This window comes from Ruegeria sp. CG4 (genome assembly GCF_056537185.1).
The window spans coordinates 256,561-273,197 of sequence record NZ_JBQFRB010000002.1 but is presented as its reverse complement, the minus strand read 5'-3'; the positions used below and the strand labels follow the sequence as shown (position 1 = coordinate 273,197).

The 16,637-nt window shown below is 59.8% G+C and carries 15 protein-coding genes; 8 read left to right on the top strand and 7 right to left on the bottom strand.

What is annotated here, in order from left to right; translation table 11 throughout:
• Position 1 precedes the first annotated feature (1 nt).
• The 3 genes from argE to ACR0J2_RS07700 are packed head-to-tail and all read left to right on the top strand — an operon-like array spanning position 2 to position 3,568.
• Entirely contained in the window at positions 2–1,168 is a 1,167-nt protein-coding gene (gene argE, locus ACR0J2_RS07710) for an acetylornithine deacetylase (RefSeq protein WP_480812200.1), read from the top strand.
• Positions 1,169–1,219: 51 nt separating this feature from the next.
• The gene (locus tag ACR0J2_RS07705; RefSeq protein WP_170806569.1) at positions 1,220–2,386 is read left to right on the top strand and encodes a M20 aminoacylase family protein; all 1,167 of its coding nucleotides are present in this window, start codon (positions 1,220–1,222) and stop codon (positions 2,384–2,386) included.
• Between the two features lie 18 nt (positions 2,387–2,404).
• Positions 2,405–3,568, top strand: coding sequence for a M20 aminoacylase family protein (locus tag ACR0J2_RS07700; protein WP_480812199.1), 1,164 nt, complete (start codon positions 2,405–2,407; stop codon positions 3,566–3,568).
• A gap of 94 nt (positions 3,569–3,662) precedes the next feature.
• Here ACR0J2_RS07700 and ACR0J2_RS07695 read toward each other — a convergent pair whose 3' ends face one another.
• Together ACR0J2_RS07695 and moaA are read right to left on the bottom strand one after the other, a co-directional pair.
• Positions 3,663–4,958 carry a 3-deoxy-D-manno-octulosonic acid transferase gene (locus tag ACR0J2_RS07695; RefSeq protein WP_480812198.1) on the bottom strand — a complete coding sequence of 432 codons (1,296 nt, stop codon included), beginning with the start codon at positions 4,956–4,958 and terminating at the stop codon, positions 3,663–3,665.
• Between the two features lies 1 nt (position 4,959).
• A complete protein-coding gene (moaA, locus tag ACR0J2_RS07690; RefSeq protein WP_170806566.1) occupies positions 4,960–5,967 on the bottom strand; it encodes a GTP 3',8-cyclase MoaA in 1,008 nt (335 codons plus the stop codon).
• Between the two features lie 90 nt (positions 5,968–6,057).
• On the opposite strand from moaA, the gene ACR0J2_RS07685 reads away from it, so the two are divergent.
• Positions 6,058–6,474, top strand: coding sequence for a hypothetical protein (locus ACR0J2_RS07685; protein WP_170806565.1), 417 nt, complete (start codon positions 6,058–6,060; stop codon positions 6,472–6,474).
• Here the strand turns inward: ACR0J2_RS07685 and ACR0J2_RS07680 are convergent.
• From ACR0J2_RS07680 to glmU, 4 genes are read right to left on the bottom strand one after another with little or no spacing between them, the layout of a single operon-like run.
• Positions 6,462–7,148 (bottom strand): DNA alkylation repair protein, encoded by a 687-nt coding sequence (locus ACR0J2_RS07680; protein WP_480812197.1) that lies wholly within the window; start codon positions 7,146–7,148, stop codon positions 6,462–6,464. The two genes, ACR0J2_RS07685 and ACR0J2_RS07680, sit on opposite strands and share 13 nt — an antisense overlap.
• On the bottom strand, positions 7,138–7,698 hold the full coding sequence (locus ACR0J2_RS07675) for a pyridoxamine 5'-phosphate oxidase family protein (RefSeq protein WP_480812196.1): 561 nt from the start codon (positions 7,696–7,698) through the stop codon (positions 7,138–7,140). The genes ACR0J2_RS07680 and ACR0J2_RS07675 overlap by 11 nt, the downstream gene beginning before the upstream one ends.
• 3 nt (positions 7,699–7,701) lie before the next feature.
• Positions 7,702–9,525, bottom strand: coding sequence for a glutamine--fructose-6-phosphate transaminase (isomerizing) (gene glmS / locus ACR0J2_RS07670; RefSeq protein ID WP_480812195.1), 1,824 nt, complete (start codon positions 9,523–9,525; stop codon positions 7,702–7,704).
• Between the two features lie 3 nt (positions 9,526–9,528).
• Positions 9,529–10,881 (bottom strand): bifunctional UDP-N-acetylglucosamine diphosphorylase/glucosamine-1-phosphate N-acetyltransferase GlmU, encoded by a 1,353-nt coding sequence (gene glmU, locus ACR0J2_RS07665; protein ID WP_480812194.1) that lies wholly within the window; start codon positions 10,879–10,881, stop codon positions 9,529–9,531.
• A gap of 134 nt (positions 10,882–11,015) precedes the next feature.
• Between glmU and ACR0J2_RS07660 the strand changes: the two genes are divergently transcribed.
• The 3 genes from ACR0J2_RS07660 (at position 11,016) to ACR0J2_RS07650 (ending at position 14,256) form a co-directional block, all read left to right on the top strand.
• Positions 11,016–11,687: an HAD-IA family hydrolase gene (locus tag ACR0J2_RS07660; RefSeq protein ID WP_480812193.1), complete on the top strand. Its 672-nt coding sequence runs from the start codon at positions 11,016–11,018 to the stop codon at positions 11,685–11,687.
• A 39-nt stretch (positions 11,688–11,726) separates the two neighbouring features.
• Positions 11,727–12,926 (top strand): DegT/DnrJ/EryC1/StrS family aminotransferase, encoded by a 1,200-nt coding sequence (locus ACR0J2_RS07655; RefSeq protein WP_480812192.1) that lies wholly within the window; start codon positions 11,727–11,729, stop codon positions 12,924–12,926.
• Between the two features lie 166 nt (positions 12,927–13,092).
• Positions 13,093–14,256, top strand: coding sequence for an isovaleryl-CoA dehydrogenase (locus ACR0J2_RS07650; protein ID WP_480812191.1), 1,164 nt, complete (start codon positions 13,093–13,095; stop codon positions 14,254–14,256).
• A 51-nt stretch (positions 14,257–14,307) separates the two neighbouring features.
• Here ACR0J2_RS07650 and ACR0J2_RS07645 read toward each other — a convergent pair whose 3' ends face one another.
• The gene (locus ACR0J2_RS07645; protein WP_480812390.1) at positions 14,308–14,910 is read right to left on the bottom strand and encodes an OmpW/AlkL family protein; all 603 of its coding nucleotides are present in this window, start codon (positions 14,908–14,910) and stop codon (positions 14,308–14,310) included.
• A 136-nt stretch (positions 14,911–15,046) separates the two neighbouring features.
• On the opposite strand from ACR0J2_RS07645, the gene ACR0J2_RS07640 reads away from it, so the two are divergent.
• The gene (locus ACR0J2_RS07640) at positions 15,047–16,573 is read left to right on the top strand and encodes an AMP-binding protein (protein WP_480812190.1); all 1,527 of its coding nucleotides are present in this window, start codon (positions 15,047–15,049) and stop codon (positions 16,571–16,573) included.
• Positions 16,574–16,637: the final 64 nt, after the last annotated feature.

Sequence of the window (16,637 nt, the reverse complement as noted above, 5' to 3'; positions counted from 1 at the left end):
CATGCCGCACCGCCTGACGCCGCTAGAGATCATGACGCACCTGATCTCGTTCCCGACGGTGAGCCGTGAGACCAACTTGCCTCTGGTTGACTGGGTCGAAGCCTACCTGGCCAGCCACGGCATCACGTCGCATCGCTGGCCCGATCCGAACCAGCCACACAAAGCCGCCCTGCTGGCCCATATTGGCCCCTGGCAGGAAGGGGCGGTTGTCCTGTCCGGCCATACCGATGTCGTGCCCGTTGACGGGCAGCCATGGGACAGCGACCCTTTCACTGTTGTTGAAAGAGACGGCAAATATTTCGGACGCGGAACCTGCGACATGAAGGGCTTTGACGCACTGGCCATCTGGGCATTGGTCGAGGCGCAATACGCGGATCTCAAACGACCTCTGCAACTGGCGCTGAGCTTTGATGAGGAGGTTGGCTGCACCGGAGCCCCGCCGATGATCGAAGCCATGCAGGAGTTTCTGCCCAAAGGATCCGCGGTGATCGTGGGCGAGCCGTCGATGATGCAGGCCGTCACGGGCCACAAAGGCAGCTTCGGGTATGATACACATGTTGTCGGGTTTGAGGTCCACAGCTCGATCATGCATACCGGGGTCAACGCGATCATGTCGGCGGCGCCGCTGATCGATTGGGCCAACGATCGTAATGCCGAGAATATGGCTGCCGAACCGAGTGATGTCGCCGCGATATTCGACCCGCCCTGGACCACCTGCCATGTCGGGATGATCGAAGGGGGCACGGCGCACAATATCACTGCCAAGGACTGCCGGTTCATGATGGATTTCCGAGTGGTGCCCGGTGAACAGGCATCGCACTGGAGAACGGACTATCTGGAGCAGGTGCGGCAGATCGAAGCCCGGATGCAGCAGGTCCACTCGGAAGCGCGCATCGACGTGGCCGAGGATTTTGCAGTACCGGCGCTGGTGCCTGAGCCCGATGGAGAGGCCGAGGCCTTGGTGCGATCCCTGACGGGGGACAATGCCTCGCATGTTGTCAGCTACGGGACTGAAGCGGGGCAGTTTCAGGAAGCGGGCTATTCAGCGGTTATTTGCGGCCCCGGCGATATTGCACAGGCCCATCAGCCAAACGAGTTCATAACGATTGCACAGTTCAATGAAGGTCACAGATTTATGGAGCGGCTGGTAAACAAGCTCGGGGCCTGAGATTTGTGGCCACTTGGTCGATATTGAAACTCTTGTCACAGGAGGATGAAAATGCCCGTCAAAAACAGGCTAGCCGAAATGCATGGCGAGATCACCAAATGGCGCCGCCATCTGCATGCCAATCCAGAATTGATGTATGACGTCCACGAAACGGCCGCCTTTGTAACAGAGCGCCTGAAAGCGTTTGGCGTAGATGAGATTACGCCCGGTATCGGCAAAACAGGCGTTGTTGGCGTGATCCGGGGGCGGACCGACACGAAGGGCCGTGTGGTGGGCCTGCGCGCCGATATGGATGCGCTGCCCATCGAAGAGGCAACCGGGCTCGACTATGCCTCGACCGTGCCGGGTAAGATGCATGCCTGCGGGCATGACGGCCATACCTCGATGCTGCTGGGGGCGGCACAGTATCTGGCTGAGACCCGGAATTTTGATGGCACCGTTGTTCTGATTTTCCAGCCCGCCGAAGAAGGCGGCGCGGGCGGATTGGCGATGTGTCAGGATGGCCTGATGGAACGATGGGGCATTCAGGAAGTATACGGCATGCACAATATGCCTGGCCTTCCGGTGGGAGAGTTCGCCATTCGACCCGGTGCCTTGCTGGCCTCGTCTGACGAATTCGAGATTGTTGTGATGGGCAAGGGCGGGCACGCCGCCGCGCCGCATGATGCGGTGGACACAACACTTGTCGCATCTCATATTGTCGTGGCTTTGCAGTCGGTTGTGTCGCGCACCGTCGATCCGATCAAGCGTGTGGTGCTGACGGTTGGCACCTTCGTGACTGATAGTGTCGCATCAAACGTGATCGCGCATACGGTGCGGTTGCAAGGCACGGTGCGAACGCTGGATCCCGAGTATCGCGCAATCGCGGAAGAGCGGGTGCGCCGGATCGCCGAGGACACGGCCTCGGCCTTTGGTGCAACGGCAAATGTGATCTGGACGCCGGGGTACCCGGCGACTGTCAATACCGATGCGGAAACAGGCTATGCGGCCGAAGCTGCGGCGGCTGTTGCCGGCAAGGTGAATGATAGCGTCGATCCGATCATGCCGTCGGAAGATTTCGCCTACATGCTTGAAGAACGGCCGGGCGCCTACATCTTTGTTGGCAATGGGGACACCGCCATGTGCCACCATCCTGAATATAACTTTGATGACGAAGCCATACCCGCAGGCTGCAGTTGGTACGCGGAAGTGGTGGAACGACGAATGCCCGTCGCATGACACACAGGGGAGAATGACATGCCTATCAAGAACCGCCTTGCCGAGATGCAGGAAGAAATCACCGCTTGGCGACGGGATCTTCATGAAAATCCGGAAATACTGTTCGAAACGCATCGCACCAGCGCGGTGGTCGCCGACAAGCTGAAGGAATTCGGCTGTGACGAGATTGTAACCGGCATCGGGCGAACCGGCGTTGTTGGCGTGATCAAGGGCAAGTCGGATACCAAAGGCAAGGTCATTGGACTTCGGGCGGATATGGATGCGCTACCGATCCATGAGGCGACCGGGCTGGACTATGCATCGAAAACTCCGGGTGCCATGCATGCCTGTGGCCATGACGGGCATACGGCGATGTTGTTGGGGGCCGCAAAATATCTGGCTGAAACCCGCAATTTCGATGGAACGGTTGTGGTCATCTTCCAACCTGCCGAAGAAGGCGGCGGCGGCGGGCGCGAGATGTGCGAAGATGGCATGATGGATCGCTGGAATATTCAGGAAGTCTATGGAATGCACAACTGGCCTGGTAAGCCCGTAGGGTCGTTTGCGATCCGTCCGGGTGCGTTCTTTGCAGCTACTGACCAGTTCGACATCACGTTCGAAGGCCTTGGCGGCCACGCGGCCAAACCACATGAAACTGTTGATACGACCGTCCTGGCCGCCAATGCAGTTTTGGCGTTGCAGACCATCGCTTCGCGTAATGCCGATCCGGTCGATCAGATTGTGGTATCCGTAACCTCGTTCGAAACCTCCTCCAAGGCTTTCAACGTGATCCCTCAGACGGTTCAGATCAAGGGAACCGTGCGCACCATGAGCAATGCTATGCGGGATCTGGCTGAGCGCCGGATCAACGAAATCTGCAACGGCGTTGCCGCGACTTACGGTGGGAACGCTGATGTGACCTATATCCGGGGCTATCCGGTTATGGTGAACAGCGACGAGCAGACCGATTTTGCGGCGGACGTGGCGCGTTCAGTCTCAGGCGCTTGCGAGGAGGCACCTCTGGTCATGGGCGGCGAGGATTTTGCCTTTATGCTGGAAGAACGTCCGGGCGCTTATATTCTGGTTGGCAACGGCGACACGGCGATGGTGCATCACCCGCAATACAACTTCAATGATGAGGCCATTCCGGCAGGATGCAGTTGGTGGGCCGAGATTGTCGAGCAAAGGATGCCGGCCGCCTGACGGCAAAGGCGATGGGGGCACTGCCCCCGTCGCGCCTATGGCGCGCCTCCCCCGGGATATTTTTAGCCAGATGAAGCGTGGACCCCACGGGCGATCACGTGAGAGAAAGATGCGTGCAGAGTGTATCTGTGACGTCGTCCAGCGCCGATTTTTGAGTGTTCACGCAGGTTTTCACGGCGCTTTGGGCTTCCGCTAATGCCACTTTGTCGCTCAGCCAAGTGGCGACGGCGGTGGCAAGGTCTTGTGCTGTCCGCACCTCGATTGTGCCGCCACTTTCGATCAGAGGCGCAAATGTTTCGGCAAAGTTGAAATACCCCGGCCCGGTAATGACGGCCGCGCCGGCCTGTGCCGGTTCAAACGGATTGTGACCGCCGATTTCCTTGAGCGAGCCGCCCAAAAATACGATCGGACACAAGGCATACCAGGTTCCAGTTTCGCCGAGGGTATCGGCGACGTAGACCTGCGTGTCTGCCGTGATTGGCATGTCGGCAGAGCGCAGCGACATGGAAAGGCCGGCCTGCTGGATCAATGTACCGACATCTTCGCGCCGTTCAGGATGGCGGGGGATCAGCAGGAGTAGCAGGTCGGGCCAGCTTTCCAGCAATTGCGCGTGGGCCGCCAGCACGATTTCCTCTTCTCCGGCGTGGGTGGAACTGGCGATCCAGACCGGCCGCCCGGCAATCTGGCTGCGGATGCTGGTCAGCGTTTCCTTGTTCACGGGCAGGGGGTCGGACATCGACTTGAGGTTGGTCCCGGGCTTGACCCGGTCAGCTTGGGCCCCCATGGCCAGCAGGTTGGCCGCCGCCTTGTCGTTCTGAGTCAAAAACAAGCGAAACTGTTCAAGGATGAACCGTGCTGTTCGCGGACGCTTTTTCCAGCCAGCGACCGATTTATCCGACAGTCGGGCATTGAGCAGGGCAAGCGGCATTCCCAGGTGCGAGGCCTCGACAATCAGGTGCGGCCAGATTTCGCTTTCGACGAAGATCCCGGCATCGGGCTTCCAATGGGCGAGAAACCGTCCGACGGGGCCGCCGGTGTCCAGCGGCGGGTACTGGTGGCGCGTTCTGGGCGGAAGGCGCTTTTCGATAAGGGCCGCCGAGGTCGGAGTGCCGGATGTGATAAGGAAATGCGCATCTGGCAGCTTTTCCGCAAGCCGATTGATCAGGCTGAGAACGGACAGGCTTTCTCCGACGCTGGCGGCGTGAAACCAGACCAGGCGGCCATCTGGACGGGGCTGGCTTGCGTGGCCGAGGCGTTCCTGTTGCCGTGCCTGGGGAACCCCTGCAGCCTGCAGCTTGTTGCGCACGGTACGCCAGACAAGCGGTGCGGCAATTGAGGTCAGGCCGCAATACAATCGATAAAGCAGTGTCTGGCCGTTCCGGCGCGGCATGTCAGCCGCCTGTGTGGCTCATATGGCGGCTCATCCGGCCATCTACCGCCTGACGGGAATAGTCGAAATCATGCCCCTTGGGTTTGAGGTTGATCGCAGCGCGGATCGCGTCTTCGAGCGGTTGTTCCGTATCCGGATGATCCCGCAGCGGATCGCGCAGATCGGCCATGTCTTCCTGGCCCAGGCACATGTACAGCTCGCCCGTGCAGGTCAGCCGCACGCGGTTGCAGCTTTCGCAGAAATTGTGGCTGAGCGGCGTGATGAAGCCGATCTTCTGCCCCGTTTCCTCGAGCCGGACATAGCGCGCAGGGCCGCCGGTCCGCTCGGCCAGATCGGTGACCCGGTAGTGGTTTTCATATTCGGCCCGTACATCCTTGAGTGACCAGTACTGATCCAGACGATCTTCGTTGCCGATGTCGCCCATCGGCATTACTTCGATCCAGGTCAGGTCCATGTCACGCTCAGCGCACCATTGCGTGATGCGCGGCAGTTCTTCCTCGTTGAAGCCTTTCAGAGCCACAGCATTGATCTTGATCCGCAATCCGGCTTTTTGTGCGGCATCAATGCCGTTCAGCACCTGTTTCAGGCGGCCCCACCGGGTGATGCGCGCGAATTTGTCGTCATCCAGCGTATCCAGCGACACGTTGATCCTGCGCACACCTGCGGCATACAGATCCTCGGAAAAACGGTTTAGCTGTGATCCGTTGGTTGTCAGCGTCAGCTCTTTCAGCGCGCCGCTGTCCAGATGCCGGGTCATGGCGTTGAAAAAGCTCATGATGTTACGGCGCACCAGTGGTTCCCCGCCGGTTATGCGCAGCTTTTCGACGCCCAGCCGGACAAATGTCGAACACATGCGATCCAGCTCCTCGAGAGTCAGCAGGTCCTTTTTGGGCAGGAACGTCATGTTTTCGGACATGCAATAGACGCAGCGGAAATCGCAGCGATCCGTGACGGAAACACGGAGATAGGTGATGGCGCGCGCAAACGGGTCGATAAGTGGAGCTGTCATGCGACATAGGTAAAGCTGCGGCCTGCCCACGACAAGGGTGAAGTTTCCTTTGCGCTGGCATAGATGGGCACAGGTCGATAGGTTGTGGCCATGAGATATGCGGTTTTGGTGTTTTGCGCTTTGCTGGCGGGATGTGACGCGGTTCGGTCAACGACGGACCGGGTCTTTGGCGGTGGCGATGGTGTTGCCGAACCGGATGCTGCGACTGCCGGGGAAGCGATCGAACCGGAACCTGTTGCCGCCACTGCGGCTGGTTGGATCGGCGCCAGAACGACCGTCGCCGCGCTGGGTGATCCCACGACGCCGGGACGCTGGATGGAAACCCCTCTGGTCGAGACCGAGTTTACGGGGCGCGTTCTGGTCCCAAGTACGGGGGCGCAGGCCTATATTGCGCTGGTACCGGCGCCGGGACCTGAAAGCGGGGGCAGCCGCCTGTCGCTGGATGCAATGCGGGCACTTTTGTTGCCGCTCGACGCTCTGGTCGAGCTCGAGGTTTATTCCAACTGATCTTTCAGGTATTTGCCGGCCTCGCGGCGGGCAAAGGGCTTCATCTGGCTGCCATGCGCGGACAGAAATGCAATGACGCGGGACGGATCGTGTTTGGACAGTTCGCGCAGCCACCAGGCGACAGATTTCTGAATGAACCAGTCACGATCGGGAACATAACCCGCAGCCCAACCCAGAATACGGTCGCGGCGCTGCAGATCGTCGGGTTTGGGGTGGTTCTGCTTGGTCCAGGGCAGGGTGGCGACCAGCGCAGCCCTGCGGGTCCACATGTGGTCTGAGGCGGTCCAGAGCTCCACCTGATCCAGCCGTTCGGGATCTGCTGTAAGGCGCTTTTGCATTGCCATGCAGGCGTGATCGGCCACCGCCCAGGCGTCAAAATCCGGCAACCAGCTGTGCAGCAGTTCCCAGACCGCCTGATCTGGCCGGATACGGGCCTGCGTCAGCAGCTTGGCAGCAGCAAGACGAGCCTCGTGAATGTTGCTCTGCCACAGAGCGTCCGCCACTTCTACGCGAGCAGAAACATCCAGCTCTTGCCGCCACGACTTGGTGAGGTCGTTCAAAACCGGATTGGCGACCCCCAGGTAAGGACGCTCGACCTTGTGATAGGCCGCCATCTGATCGGCGCGCTCGGGGTCGGCATGAGCCTTGATCTGGTTGAGATAGCTATCCGGCATCGCCGCCCTTTTCCAAGGCACGAGTGAGGTGGCCGTCAATCGTGGAGTGGTTCTTGTCGACCCAATAGGCACGGATGTCTTCGTCGGATTTTCCGTCGACCCACTTTTGCATCGTGTCGCGGTCCGATTGGAATTCCATGAACGGAACCGCGTAGCCACAGGATGTCTGCACCATGTCGAGGCTGAGGTCATAGATCTGCCGCGCGCTGCGATGATTGGGGAACCGGGCGGCCAGTTCGTCCCAGCCATCGTCGCCGACATGCAGGGTATGTGCAGTGCCATAGGTGCGCAGGATCAGAGGGCGCGTGGTGAAGGAACACCACATCAGCGTCATGCGGTTGGTCTGCAGCAAATGACCGGCGGTTTCGTTGCCACTTCCGGTCAGGTTCATCCAAACGATCCGGTTGGGCCCAAGAACACGTAAGGAATCCATGCCCTTGGGCGAGATATTGACGCGACCTTCAGGCCCTGCGGTGCCGACAAAGAACATGTGCTGGTCTTCGATGAACTTGCGTTGGGCGGCGTCCAGTTCCGGGAATTGTTTGGACATGGTTCACTCCACCGTTACGGATTTGGCCAGGTTGCGCGGCTGATCCACATCAGTGCCCTTTGCGACAGCGGTGTGATAGGCCAGCAACTGGGCCGGCACCGAATACAGGATTGGCGCCAGGCTTGTATGGACATGCGGCATGCGGATCGTGTTCCAGACGCCGTCTTCCGCGTCGGTAATGCCGTCATCGTCCGAGATGAGAATGACCTTGCCCTTGCGTGCCATGACCTCCTGCATGTTCGAAACCGTCTTGTCGAAAACGGCGTCGCGCGGGGCCATGACAACCACCGGCATATGCTTGTCGATCAGGGCGATGGGCCCGTGTTTCAATTCACCCGAGGCATAACCTTCCGCATGGATATAGCTGATTTCCTTGAGCTTCAGCGCCCCCTCCATGGCCAGTGGATACATCAGCCCCCGGCCCAGAAACAACACATCGCGCGCCTCGGACAGGCGCTGGGCGGATTTGCGGATGGCGTGGCTTTGATCCAGCGCCGCGTTCAGGATTGTGGGCAGACCGCGCAGAGCTGCGGCGTGATCGGCCAGTTCTTCGTCGCTAAGCGTGCGCCGGTCGGCGGCAGCCTTGAGCGCAAGCATCAGCAACACGCTCAACTGACACGTGAACGCCTTCGTCGATGCCACGCCGATTTCCACGCCGGCGTGGATCGGCAGGGCGATGTCACTTTCGCGGGCAATCGAGCTTTCGGGGACATTGACGACCGAAACGATCTTGTCCGCCTTGCCCTCGCAATAGCGCAGCGCGGCCAATGTGTCGGCCGTTTCGCCTGACTGACTGACGAACAGGGCCAGTGTGCGATCAGTGATCGGTGGCTCGCGGTAGCGGAACTCGCTGGCGATATCGACTTCGACCGGCATTTTGGCCAGTTGTTCGAACCAGTATTTTGCGGTCAGGCAGGCATAGAAGGCTGTGCCGCAGGCCACCATGGTCAACCGATCCAGTTTCGTGAAATCCAGATCCGCATCGGGCAACACGACCCGGTCGCCACCGGTCGGCAGATAGGACCGGATCGCCTCGGCCACCACGACCGGCTGTTCGGCGATTTCCTTTGCCATATAATGTTTGTGTCCGCCCTTGTCGGTTCGGGTGTGATCCAGTTTGATCCGGCGCGTTTCCCGGTTGGCTAGGTCACCCTTTTCATTGCGGATTTCCAGCGACGTGCGGGTCAGGACGGCGCGGTCGCCTTCCTCGAGATATGTGATCCTGTCTGTCAGCGGGGCCAGCGCAATGGCGTCCGAGCCAACGAACATCTCGCCATCGCCATGACCAATCGCCAGCGGAGAGCCTTTGCGGGCGGCAATGATCAGGTCATCCTCTCCGTCGAACAGGAATGCCAGGGCAAAGGCACCTTCCAGCCGGTCGATCGTTTTAAAGGCGGCTTGAACCGCGTTCAGACCGGTTTTCATGTAGTGTTCGGTCATCAGGGCGACGGTTTCAGTATCGGTTTCAGTCTGGAAATCGATCCCGTTTTCTGCCAGCTCAGCACGCAATTCGCGGTAGTTTTCGACGATGCCGTTATGGACAACGGCCACCGGGCCCGCCCTGTGCGGGTGGGCGTTGGTGACCGAAGGCGCGCCATGCGTGGCCCAGCGGGTGTGGCCGATACCCGATTTTCCGGGCAAGGGGTCGTGCACCAGCAGATCGCTTAGGTTGACCAGCTTGCCCACGGCCCGCCGACGCCCCAGTGCGCCGTTGTTGACCGTTGCAATCCCCGCACTGTCATAACCGCGATATTCCAGCCGCTTCAGCGCCTCGACCAGAATCGGGGCGGCTTCGTGCTGTCCCAGTACGCCAACAATACCACACATAATTTAGGCTCCTTTGTCGCGGCGAGCCTTCTTCGCCGTTAACATTTCAAACAATTTACGCGCATAACCCGGTTTGTTTTCCTGGCGTGAACGAGCCACGGCCAGTGCGTCGGGATCGACATTCCTAGTGACCACCGTGCCGGTCGCCGTCATTGCGCCGTCGCCCAGCGTGACCGGTGCCACCAACATGGTGTTGGAGCCGATGAAGACACCGTCACCAATCGTCGTGCGGTGCTTCATGACGCCGTCATAGTTGCAGGTGATGGTTCCGGCGCCGATATTGGTTCTGGCCCCGACCGAGGCATCGCCGACATAGCTGAGGTGATTGACCTTGGCACCTTCACCGATTTCTGCATTCTTGATTTCGACGAAATTACCGATCCGCGCATCTTCGGCCAATTCGGCGCCTGGACGCAGGCGGGCATAGGGGCCGACGATGGCACCGCGGCTGACATGGCACCCTTCAAGATGCGAAAAGGCGCGGATCGTTGCGCCGCTTTCCACGGTAACGCCGGGGCCAAAAACCACATTTGGTTCAATCACGGTATCGCGCCCGATCACTGTGTCAGCAGCCAGGTACACGGTCTGCGGGTCCATCAGCGTGACGCCCAGATCCATCAGTTCTGCACGAGCGCGGGTTTGAAAAACGGCATCCGCCGCCGCCAGATCGGCGCGGGAATTGACGCCCAGTGTCTGGGCCTCATCACAGGCAACAGCAGTGACTTTCAGTCCGCGATTTCCTGCGATTTCAACAACATCGGTAAGGTAGTACTCGCCGGATGCATTGCCATTCCCGACCGCGTCGATCAGCGAGAACAGGGTCTGAGCATCGCAGGCCAAAAGGCCCGAATTGCAGAAGGTGATCGCGCGCTCCTCCTCGGAGGCGTCCTTGAATTCAACGATCCGTTCCAGTGTGTCGCCCTTCATGACCAGTCGGCCATAACGGGCGGGATCGGCCGCCTCGAACCCCAGAATGACCAGATCGTTCTCGGCCCGCGCGGCTACCATCCGTTCCAGAGTGTCCGGTTGCAGAAAGGGTGTGTCGCCATACAGAACCACGATGTCGCCGGAAAACCCGTCCAACGCGCCGCGTGCCTGCGCGACCGCGTGGGCGGTACCCAGTTGCTCCTCCTGCATGGCGATATGCACGTCTTCATCCTCGGCCCGCGCGGCTTTGGCGACCGCCTCGGACCCGTGCCCGGTGACGATGACAGTGCGTTCGGGGGACAGAATTGCGCCGGCGCGCATGGCGTGAACCAGCATCGGGGCCTGCGCGATGGGATGCAGAACTTTTGGTATCTCCGAATTCATCCTGGTGCCTTTTCCGGCGGCGAGGATGACAAGGGCAGTGGTCATGAAATCGTTTTCTCTTTGTGTTTTGTTGTCGTCCGTTTTATCCGCTGGTTTCAAAGGCGCAAGCGGTTCGCCCATCAAACTAGATTGCCGTTTGCAACATCTCATGGCGGGTTTCTGCCGAGCAAGGAGGCAAAATGCGTACGGTGATCTTCGATCTGGACGGCACTTTGGCGGATACTTCAGGCGATTTACTGGCGGCGGCAAATCATTGTTTTCGTGAAATGGGGCACGGCGATGTTCTGACGCGGGAACAGGACGCCGGTGTTGCCTTGCGTGGCGGACGCATGATGCTGAGCCACGGGCTGAAACGGGTCGGAGCGTATGACGAGGCAACAGTGCTGGCGTATTATCCAATTCTGCTCGAGGCCTATTCGGAAGCCATTGACATCCACACCAAATTCTACCCCGGCGCGCTTGAGGCAGTCGATACGTTGAAAACCACAGGGTACGGTGTGGGTATCTGCACCAACAAACCCGAGGCTCTGGCCGATCTGCTTTTGACGCGTCTTGGGGTGCGGGATCGTTTCGCCTCGCTGGTTGGGGCCGATACGCTGGCGGTGCGAAAGCCCGATCCTGAACCCCTACGCGAGGCCGCGCGCCGCGCCGGAGGGCACCCCGACCAGTGCGTTCTGATTGGAGACTCGGATACCGACCACAACACGGCACGCGCCGCCGGGGTGCCGTCGGTCCTGGTGACGTTCGGGCCTTCCGGCGAAGATATGGCCGCGTTGGAACCGGACGCCCTGCTGCATCATTACAATGATCTGCCCGACGTCGTGAATGACCTGATTGGCGTGACGGCGTAAGCTCTTGACCGGAACCTTTTGCAGGATCAGAACAGGCACATGACCGAAACATTCTCTGGCAGCTTCACGCAGCAGGAACCCATCCCCGAAGACGCAATCGAAGCCGCACTGGCCGTCCTCCGGCACGGTCGGCTGCATCGCTATAACGTGGTGCCCGGGGAACTGGGCGAGACTGCATTGCTGGAACAGGAATTTGCCGCGCAGACCGGCGCGAAATACTGTCTCGCCGTGTCCTCGGGGGGGTATGCGCTGGCGACCGCCTTACGGGCCGTCGGGGTTCAGCCGGGTGATCCGGTTCTGACGAATGCCTTCACGCTGGCTCCGGTGCCGGGGTCAATCGCCTCGGTCGGTGCCCGCCCGGTGTTTGTCGGGGTGACGGAAAGCCTGACGATCGATCTGGACGATCTGGAAGGAAAGTTGGGTCAGGCACGCGTTCTGATGCTAAGCCATATGCGCGGACATCTGTGCGACATGGACCGGCTGATGCAGATGTGTGATGCGGCCGGTGTCACGGTGATCGAGGACTGCGCCCACACGATGGGCGCGGCATGGCGGGGGCAATTGTCGGGCCGTCAGGGCGCCATCGGGTGCTATTCCTGTCAGACCTACAAGCATGTCAATTCCGGTGAAGGCGGGCTGCTGATCACCAATGATGAGGAACTGGCCGCCAAGGCCACGATGCTGTCAGGATCCTACATGCTGTATGAACGGCACTTGGCCGCCCCGGGGCCGGAGGTTTTCGAGCGCATCAAATACACCACGCCTAACGTTTCTGGCCGCATGGATAATCTGCGGGCCGCGATTCTGCGCCCGCAACTGCGGGATCTCGACCGTCAGGTGCAGCGCTGGAACGAACGTTACAGAGAAGTTGAGGCAGGTTTGCGCCAAACGCCCGGGTTGACGATTGTCGAACGCCCTGAGGCCGAGACCTATGTCGGGTCTTCGATCCAGTTTCTGCTGCTGGACTGGCCCCCTGACCGCATCGCAGAGGTCATTGCTCGCTGTGCCGCGCGAGGGGTGGAACTGAAGTGGTTTGGCGGGGCGGAACCGGCCGGTTTTACCTCGCGCTATGACAGCTGGCGCTATGCGGAAAGCACCCGGATGCCAGCGAGTGACCGTATCCTGGATGGCATCATGGACATGCGGGTGCCTTTGACGTTTTCCCTTGAAGACTGTCGCGTCATTGCACGGATTATCCGATCCGAAGTCGGTGCAGTCTATCAGGCGCAATCCGATTGAGTGCGCCTGCGGCGCACGCTCGATTTCTCAAACAAACCGCCGCCTGCCAACAGGCGGCGGTTTTTTCGTTTTGGCAGATCGTGAAACCGTAACGTTGACCGGCCGGATGCAAGCTGGTATGTCGTTATTGAACAAGTGTTCATTAAACCGGCAAGGGAGGCCCCGGATGTTCACCGCAACAATGCAATTTGATCTGGGCGAAGATGTGAATGCCCTGCGCGATATGGTGCATCGCTGGGCGCAGGAGCGGGTCAAACCGATGGCCGCCGAGATTGATTCCTTGAACGCGTTTCCGAATAATCTGTGGACGGAAATGGGGGAACTGGGCCTGCTGGGCATTACCGTGCCCGAGGAATACGGCGGAGCCGGAATGTCCTATCTGGCGCACACGGTCGCGGTCGAGGAAATCGCCCGCGCGTCCGCTTCGGTATCTTTGTCTTACGGCGCCCATTCGAACCTGTGTGTGAACCAGATCAAGCTGAACGGCAACGCCGAGCAGAAACAGAAATACCTGCCACGCCTGATTTCCGGTGAGCATGTCGGCGCGTTGGCGATGTCCGAGCCTTCGGCCGGATCCGATGTTGTGTCGATGAAGCTGCGGGCCGAGAAACGGAACGATCATTATCGGCTGAATGGCAACAAATACTGGATCACCAACGGCCCGGATGCCGATACGCTGGTTGTCTACGCCAAGACCGACCCGGATGCAGGGTCCAAGGGCATCACCGCCTTTCTGATCGAAAAGGAGATGACCGGGTTTTCGACCTCACCCCATTTCGACAAGCTGGGGATGCGCGGGTCGAATACCGCCGAACTGATCTTCGAAGATGTCGAAGTGCCCTTCGAGAATGTTCTGGGCGAGGAGGGCAAAGGCGTTGCGGTGCTGATGTCCGGGTTGGATTACGAACGCGTCGTTCTTGCGGGGATTGGAACCGGTATCATGGCGGCCTGTCTGGATGAGGTCATGCCTTATCTGGCCGAGCGCAAGCAGTTTGGCAAACCAATCGGTACCTTTCAGCTGATGCAGGGCAAGATCGCCGATATGTACACCGCGATGAACTCGGCCAGAGCTTATATCTACGAGGTCGCAAAGGCCTGTGACCGGGGCGACGTGACCCGTCAGGACGCGGCGGCTTGCTGCCTCTATGCGTCGGAGCAGGCCATGACGCAGGCTCATCAGGCGGTGCAGGCAATGGGCGGGGCCGGGTTCCTGTCCGACGCTGCGGTCAGCCGCATCTTCCGGGATGCAAAGCTGATGGAGATTGGTGCCGGGACCAGCGAAATCCGTCGGATGCTGATCGGGCGCGAAATGATGAACAAGATGCTCTGAGATAATTCGCCCCGCAGGCCAATGGACCAGCGGGGCGGGATTGCGAACGGATCAGAAGCGATGGACGTAGGACACACCGACCAGCCACGGATCGATTTCGGCTTTGCCGATTTTGGCGCCATCCAGCGTGACGTCCGAGTCGATGTCGAACCAGCGCACGTTCAGCCGCACCGAGCCTTGTTCGGTGACCATGTAGTCCAGTCCGGCCTGCAGCGAGACGCCAAGGGAATTGTCGATGTCGAGATCGCCCAAGGCGGACTTTTCGTCAAAGAAGATCGTGTAGTTCAGACCGGCACCAACATAGGGCTTCCAGGCGCTGTTGGTCGGGAAGTGATAGTTAAGGGACAGGGTCGGCGGCAATTGCTTGGTGCTGGCGGCATCAATGCCACCCAGCGCGATGGTGTGGCTGAACGGGGTTGCGGCCAGAAGTTCAATACCAAGATTGTCGCGGACGAAGTACTCGGCGGTAAAGATCGGGCGGGTGCTGGACCCGACTTCGGCATCCAGTGTGGCCAGAGTGCCATTGTCGGATTTCGGGTCGAGGTAGCCGACACCGATACCCACGGTCCAGTCCCCTTGCGATTGTGCAAAAGCCGGCGCGGCCAGCGCAACCAGTGCAGTAGACAAGGTCAAAGCGGCGAGTTTCTTGGTCATATTCATGCCTTTGGTTATGTTGATAAGGCTGTGGTGCCGGATCAAAGGCTGGCGGACTCTGATCTGAGTCAAATCCGTGTCGAAATGCCAAATGAGGTAGCGGCGGTAAAGCGCAGTAAAACAATGGAAAAAACCCATGCGTCCCACTGAGGTCATACCGGGTTTGCGCGCCGATCACAGCTGGGATTGTCCGGCGCAATTGAACATGGCCCGGCAGTGCTTGGCGCAGGCCCCGGACAAATTGGCGTTGCTGGATCTGACCGGAGAAGAAACCTCATCCGTGACATACGGGCAACTCAGCGCTCTGGCGGACGGTTTGGCGCGGGCGCTGTTGCGCCGGGTGCGGACCGGGGACAGGGTTGGTGTGTTGCTGGGGCAGTCTGTCTGGTGCGCTGCGGCACATCTGGCAATCTGGAAAATCGGTGCCATTTCAGTGCCGCTGTTCAAGCTGTTCCGCCGCGATGCTCTGTCCTCGCGGGTCGGGGATTCCGGGGCTCGGATTGTGCTGACCGACGCCGTAGGGGCCGCGCTGCTGGGCGATCTGGCCGAACCTTTGCTGGCACACCAGATCGGAGAACCAGGTGATCCGGTGCCTTTTGCCGATACGGGCCCCGAAGACCCTGCGGTTCTAATCTATACGTCTGGTACAACAGGGACTCCGAAAGGGGCTTTGCACGGGCATCGGGTGTTGACCGGCCATCTGCCGGGCGTGTCGATAAGCCACAATCATCTGCGGGACGGTGATTGCCTTTGGACACCTGCGGACTGGGCATGGATTGGCGGACTGTTCGACGTGTTGATGCCGGGGTTGGCATTGGGAATTCCGGTGGTTGCCGCGCGGCTTGAGAAGTTTTCGCCCGAAGGGTGCGCCGACGTGATTTCGCGGGGTGGAGTACGGAACGTCTTCTTCCCGCCGACCGCGCTGCGGATGCTGAAAGCGGCGGATCAGAACATTCCCGGCCTGCGCTCTGTCGCCTCGGGAGGAGAGCCTTTGGGCGCGGAAATGCTGGCCTGGGGGGAAAAGGCGTTTGGCCTGACCATCAACGAATTCTACGGTCAGACCGAATGCAACATGGTCGTGTCTTCCTGCGCCGAGGACTATCCGGTTCGTCCCGGATGCATCGGCAAACCGGTGCCTGGGCATGAGGTCGCGGTGATTGACGAGTATGGTGTTCCGACGGACGAGGAAGGCGACGTAGCGATCAGGCAGGGGTCGGCCTCAATGATGCTGGAGTACTGGAACCGGCCCCAGGCCACGACCGAGAAGTTTCGCGGCGATTGGCTTATCACTGGCGACCGCGGCGTGTGGGAGGGGGAATACCTGCGTTTTGTCGGCCGCGAAGATGACGTGATCACTTCGGCTGGCTACCGCATTGGCCCCGCCGAGATCGAAGACTGCCTGCTGACCCATCCGGCGGTAGCGACCGTGGGCGTAGTCGGCAAGCCTGACCCGCTGCGGACCGAGATCGTCAAGGCTTATGTCGTGCTGAAACCCGGCGCCGAGGCGTCGGGGGCCGAGTTGCAGGATTGGGTCAAAGACCGTCTGGCGCATTACTCCTATCCGCGCGAGGTAGCGTTTTTGGAAGAATTGCCGATGACGGTGACGGGGAAGGTTATTCGGAAAGAGTTGAAGCACTTGGCTGCAGAGGAAACAAACAATTGATTGGGCTTTTTCGACGACTGGCTGGCCTAAAGTGCCCGAATTGTTGTGAACCGCTTCCGCTATG

What these genes read in the sequence shown, in the direction of transcription:
- ACR0J2_RS07645 (WP_480812390.1), bottom strand. Translation starts at nt 14,910, where the DNA reads ATGACCAAGAAACTCGCCGCTTTGACCTTGTCTACTGCACTGGTTGCG.
- argE (WP_480812200.1), top strand. Translation starts at nt 2, where the DNA reads ATGCCGCACCGCCTGACGCCGCTAGAGATCATGACGCACCTGATCTCG.
- ACR0J2_RS07660 (WP_480812193.1), top strand. Translation starts at nt 11,016, where the DNA reads ATGCGTACGGTGATCTTCGATCTGGACGGCACTTTGGCGGATACTTCA.
- moaA (WP_170806566.1), bottom strand. Translation starts at nt 5,967, where the DNA reads ATGACAGCTCCACTTATCGACCCGTTTGCGCGCGCCATCACCTATCTC.
- ACR0J2_RS07685 (WP_170806565.1), top strand. Translation starts at nt 6,058, where the DNA reads ATGAGATATGCGGTTTTGGTGTTTTGCGCTTTGCTGGCGGGATGTGAC.
- glmS (WP_480812195.1), bottom strand. Translation starts at nt 9,525, where the DNA reads ATGTGTGGTATTGTTGGCGTACTGGGACAGCACGAAGCCGCCCCGATT.
- ACR0J2_RS07680 (WP_480812197.1), bottom strand. Translation starts at nt 7,148, where the DNA reads ATGCCGGATAGCTATCTCAACCAGATCAAGGCTCATGCCGACCCCGAG.
- ACR0J2_RS07655 (WP_480812192.1), top strand. Translation starts at nt 11,727, where the DNA reads ATGACCGAAACATTCTCTGGCAGCTTCACGCAGCAGGAACCCATCCCC.
- ACR0J2_RS07700 (WP_480812199.1), top strand. Translation starts at nt 2,405, where the DNA reads ATGCCTATCAAGAACCGCCTTGCCGAGATGCAGGAAGAAATCACCGCT.
- ACR0J2_RS07695 (WP_480812198.1), bottom strand. Translation starts at nt 4,958, where the DNA reads ATGCCGCGCCGGAACGGCCAGACACTGCTTTATCGATTGTATTGCGGC.
- ACR0J2_RS07650 (WP_480812191.1), top strand. Translation starts at nt 13,093, where the DNA reads ATGTTCACCGCAACAATGCAATTTGATCTGGGCGAAGATGTGAATGCC.
- ACR0J2_RS07705 (WP_170806569.1), top strand. Translation starts at nt 1,220, where the DNA reads ATGCCCGTCAAAAACAGGCTAGCCGAAATGCATGGCGAGATCACCAAA.
- glmU (WP_480812194.1), bottom strand. Translation starts at nt 10,881, where the DNA reads ATGACCACTGCCCTTGTCATCCTCGCCGCCGGAAAAGGCACCAGGATG.
- ACR0J2_RS07640 (WP_480812190.1), top strand. Translation starts at nt 15,047, where the DNA reads ATGCGTCCCACTGAGGTCATACCGGGTTTGCGCGCCGATCACAGCTGG.
- ACR0J2_RS07675 (WP_480812196.1), bottom strand. Translation starts at nt 7,698, where the DNA reads ATGTCCAAACAATTCCCGGAACTGGACGCCGCCCAACGCAAGTTCATC.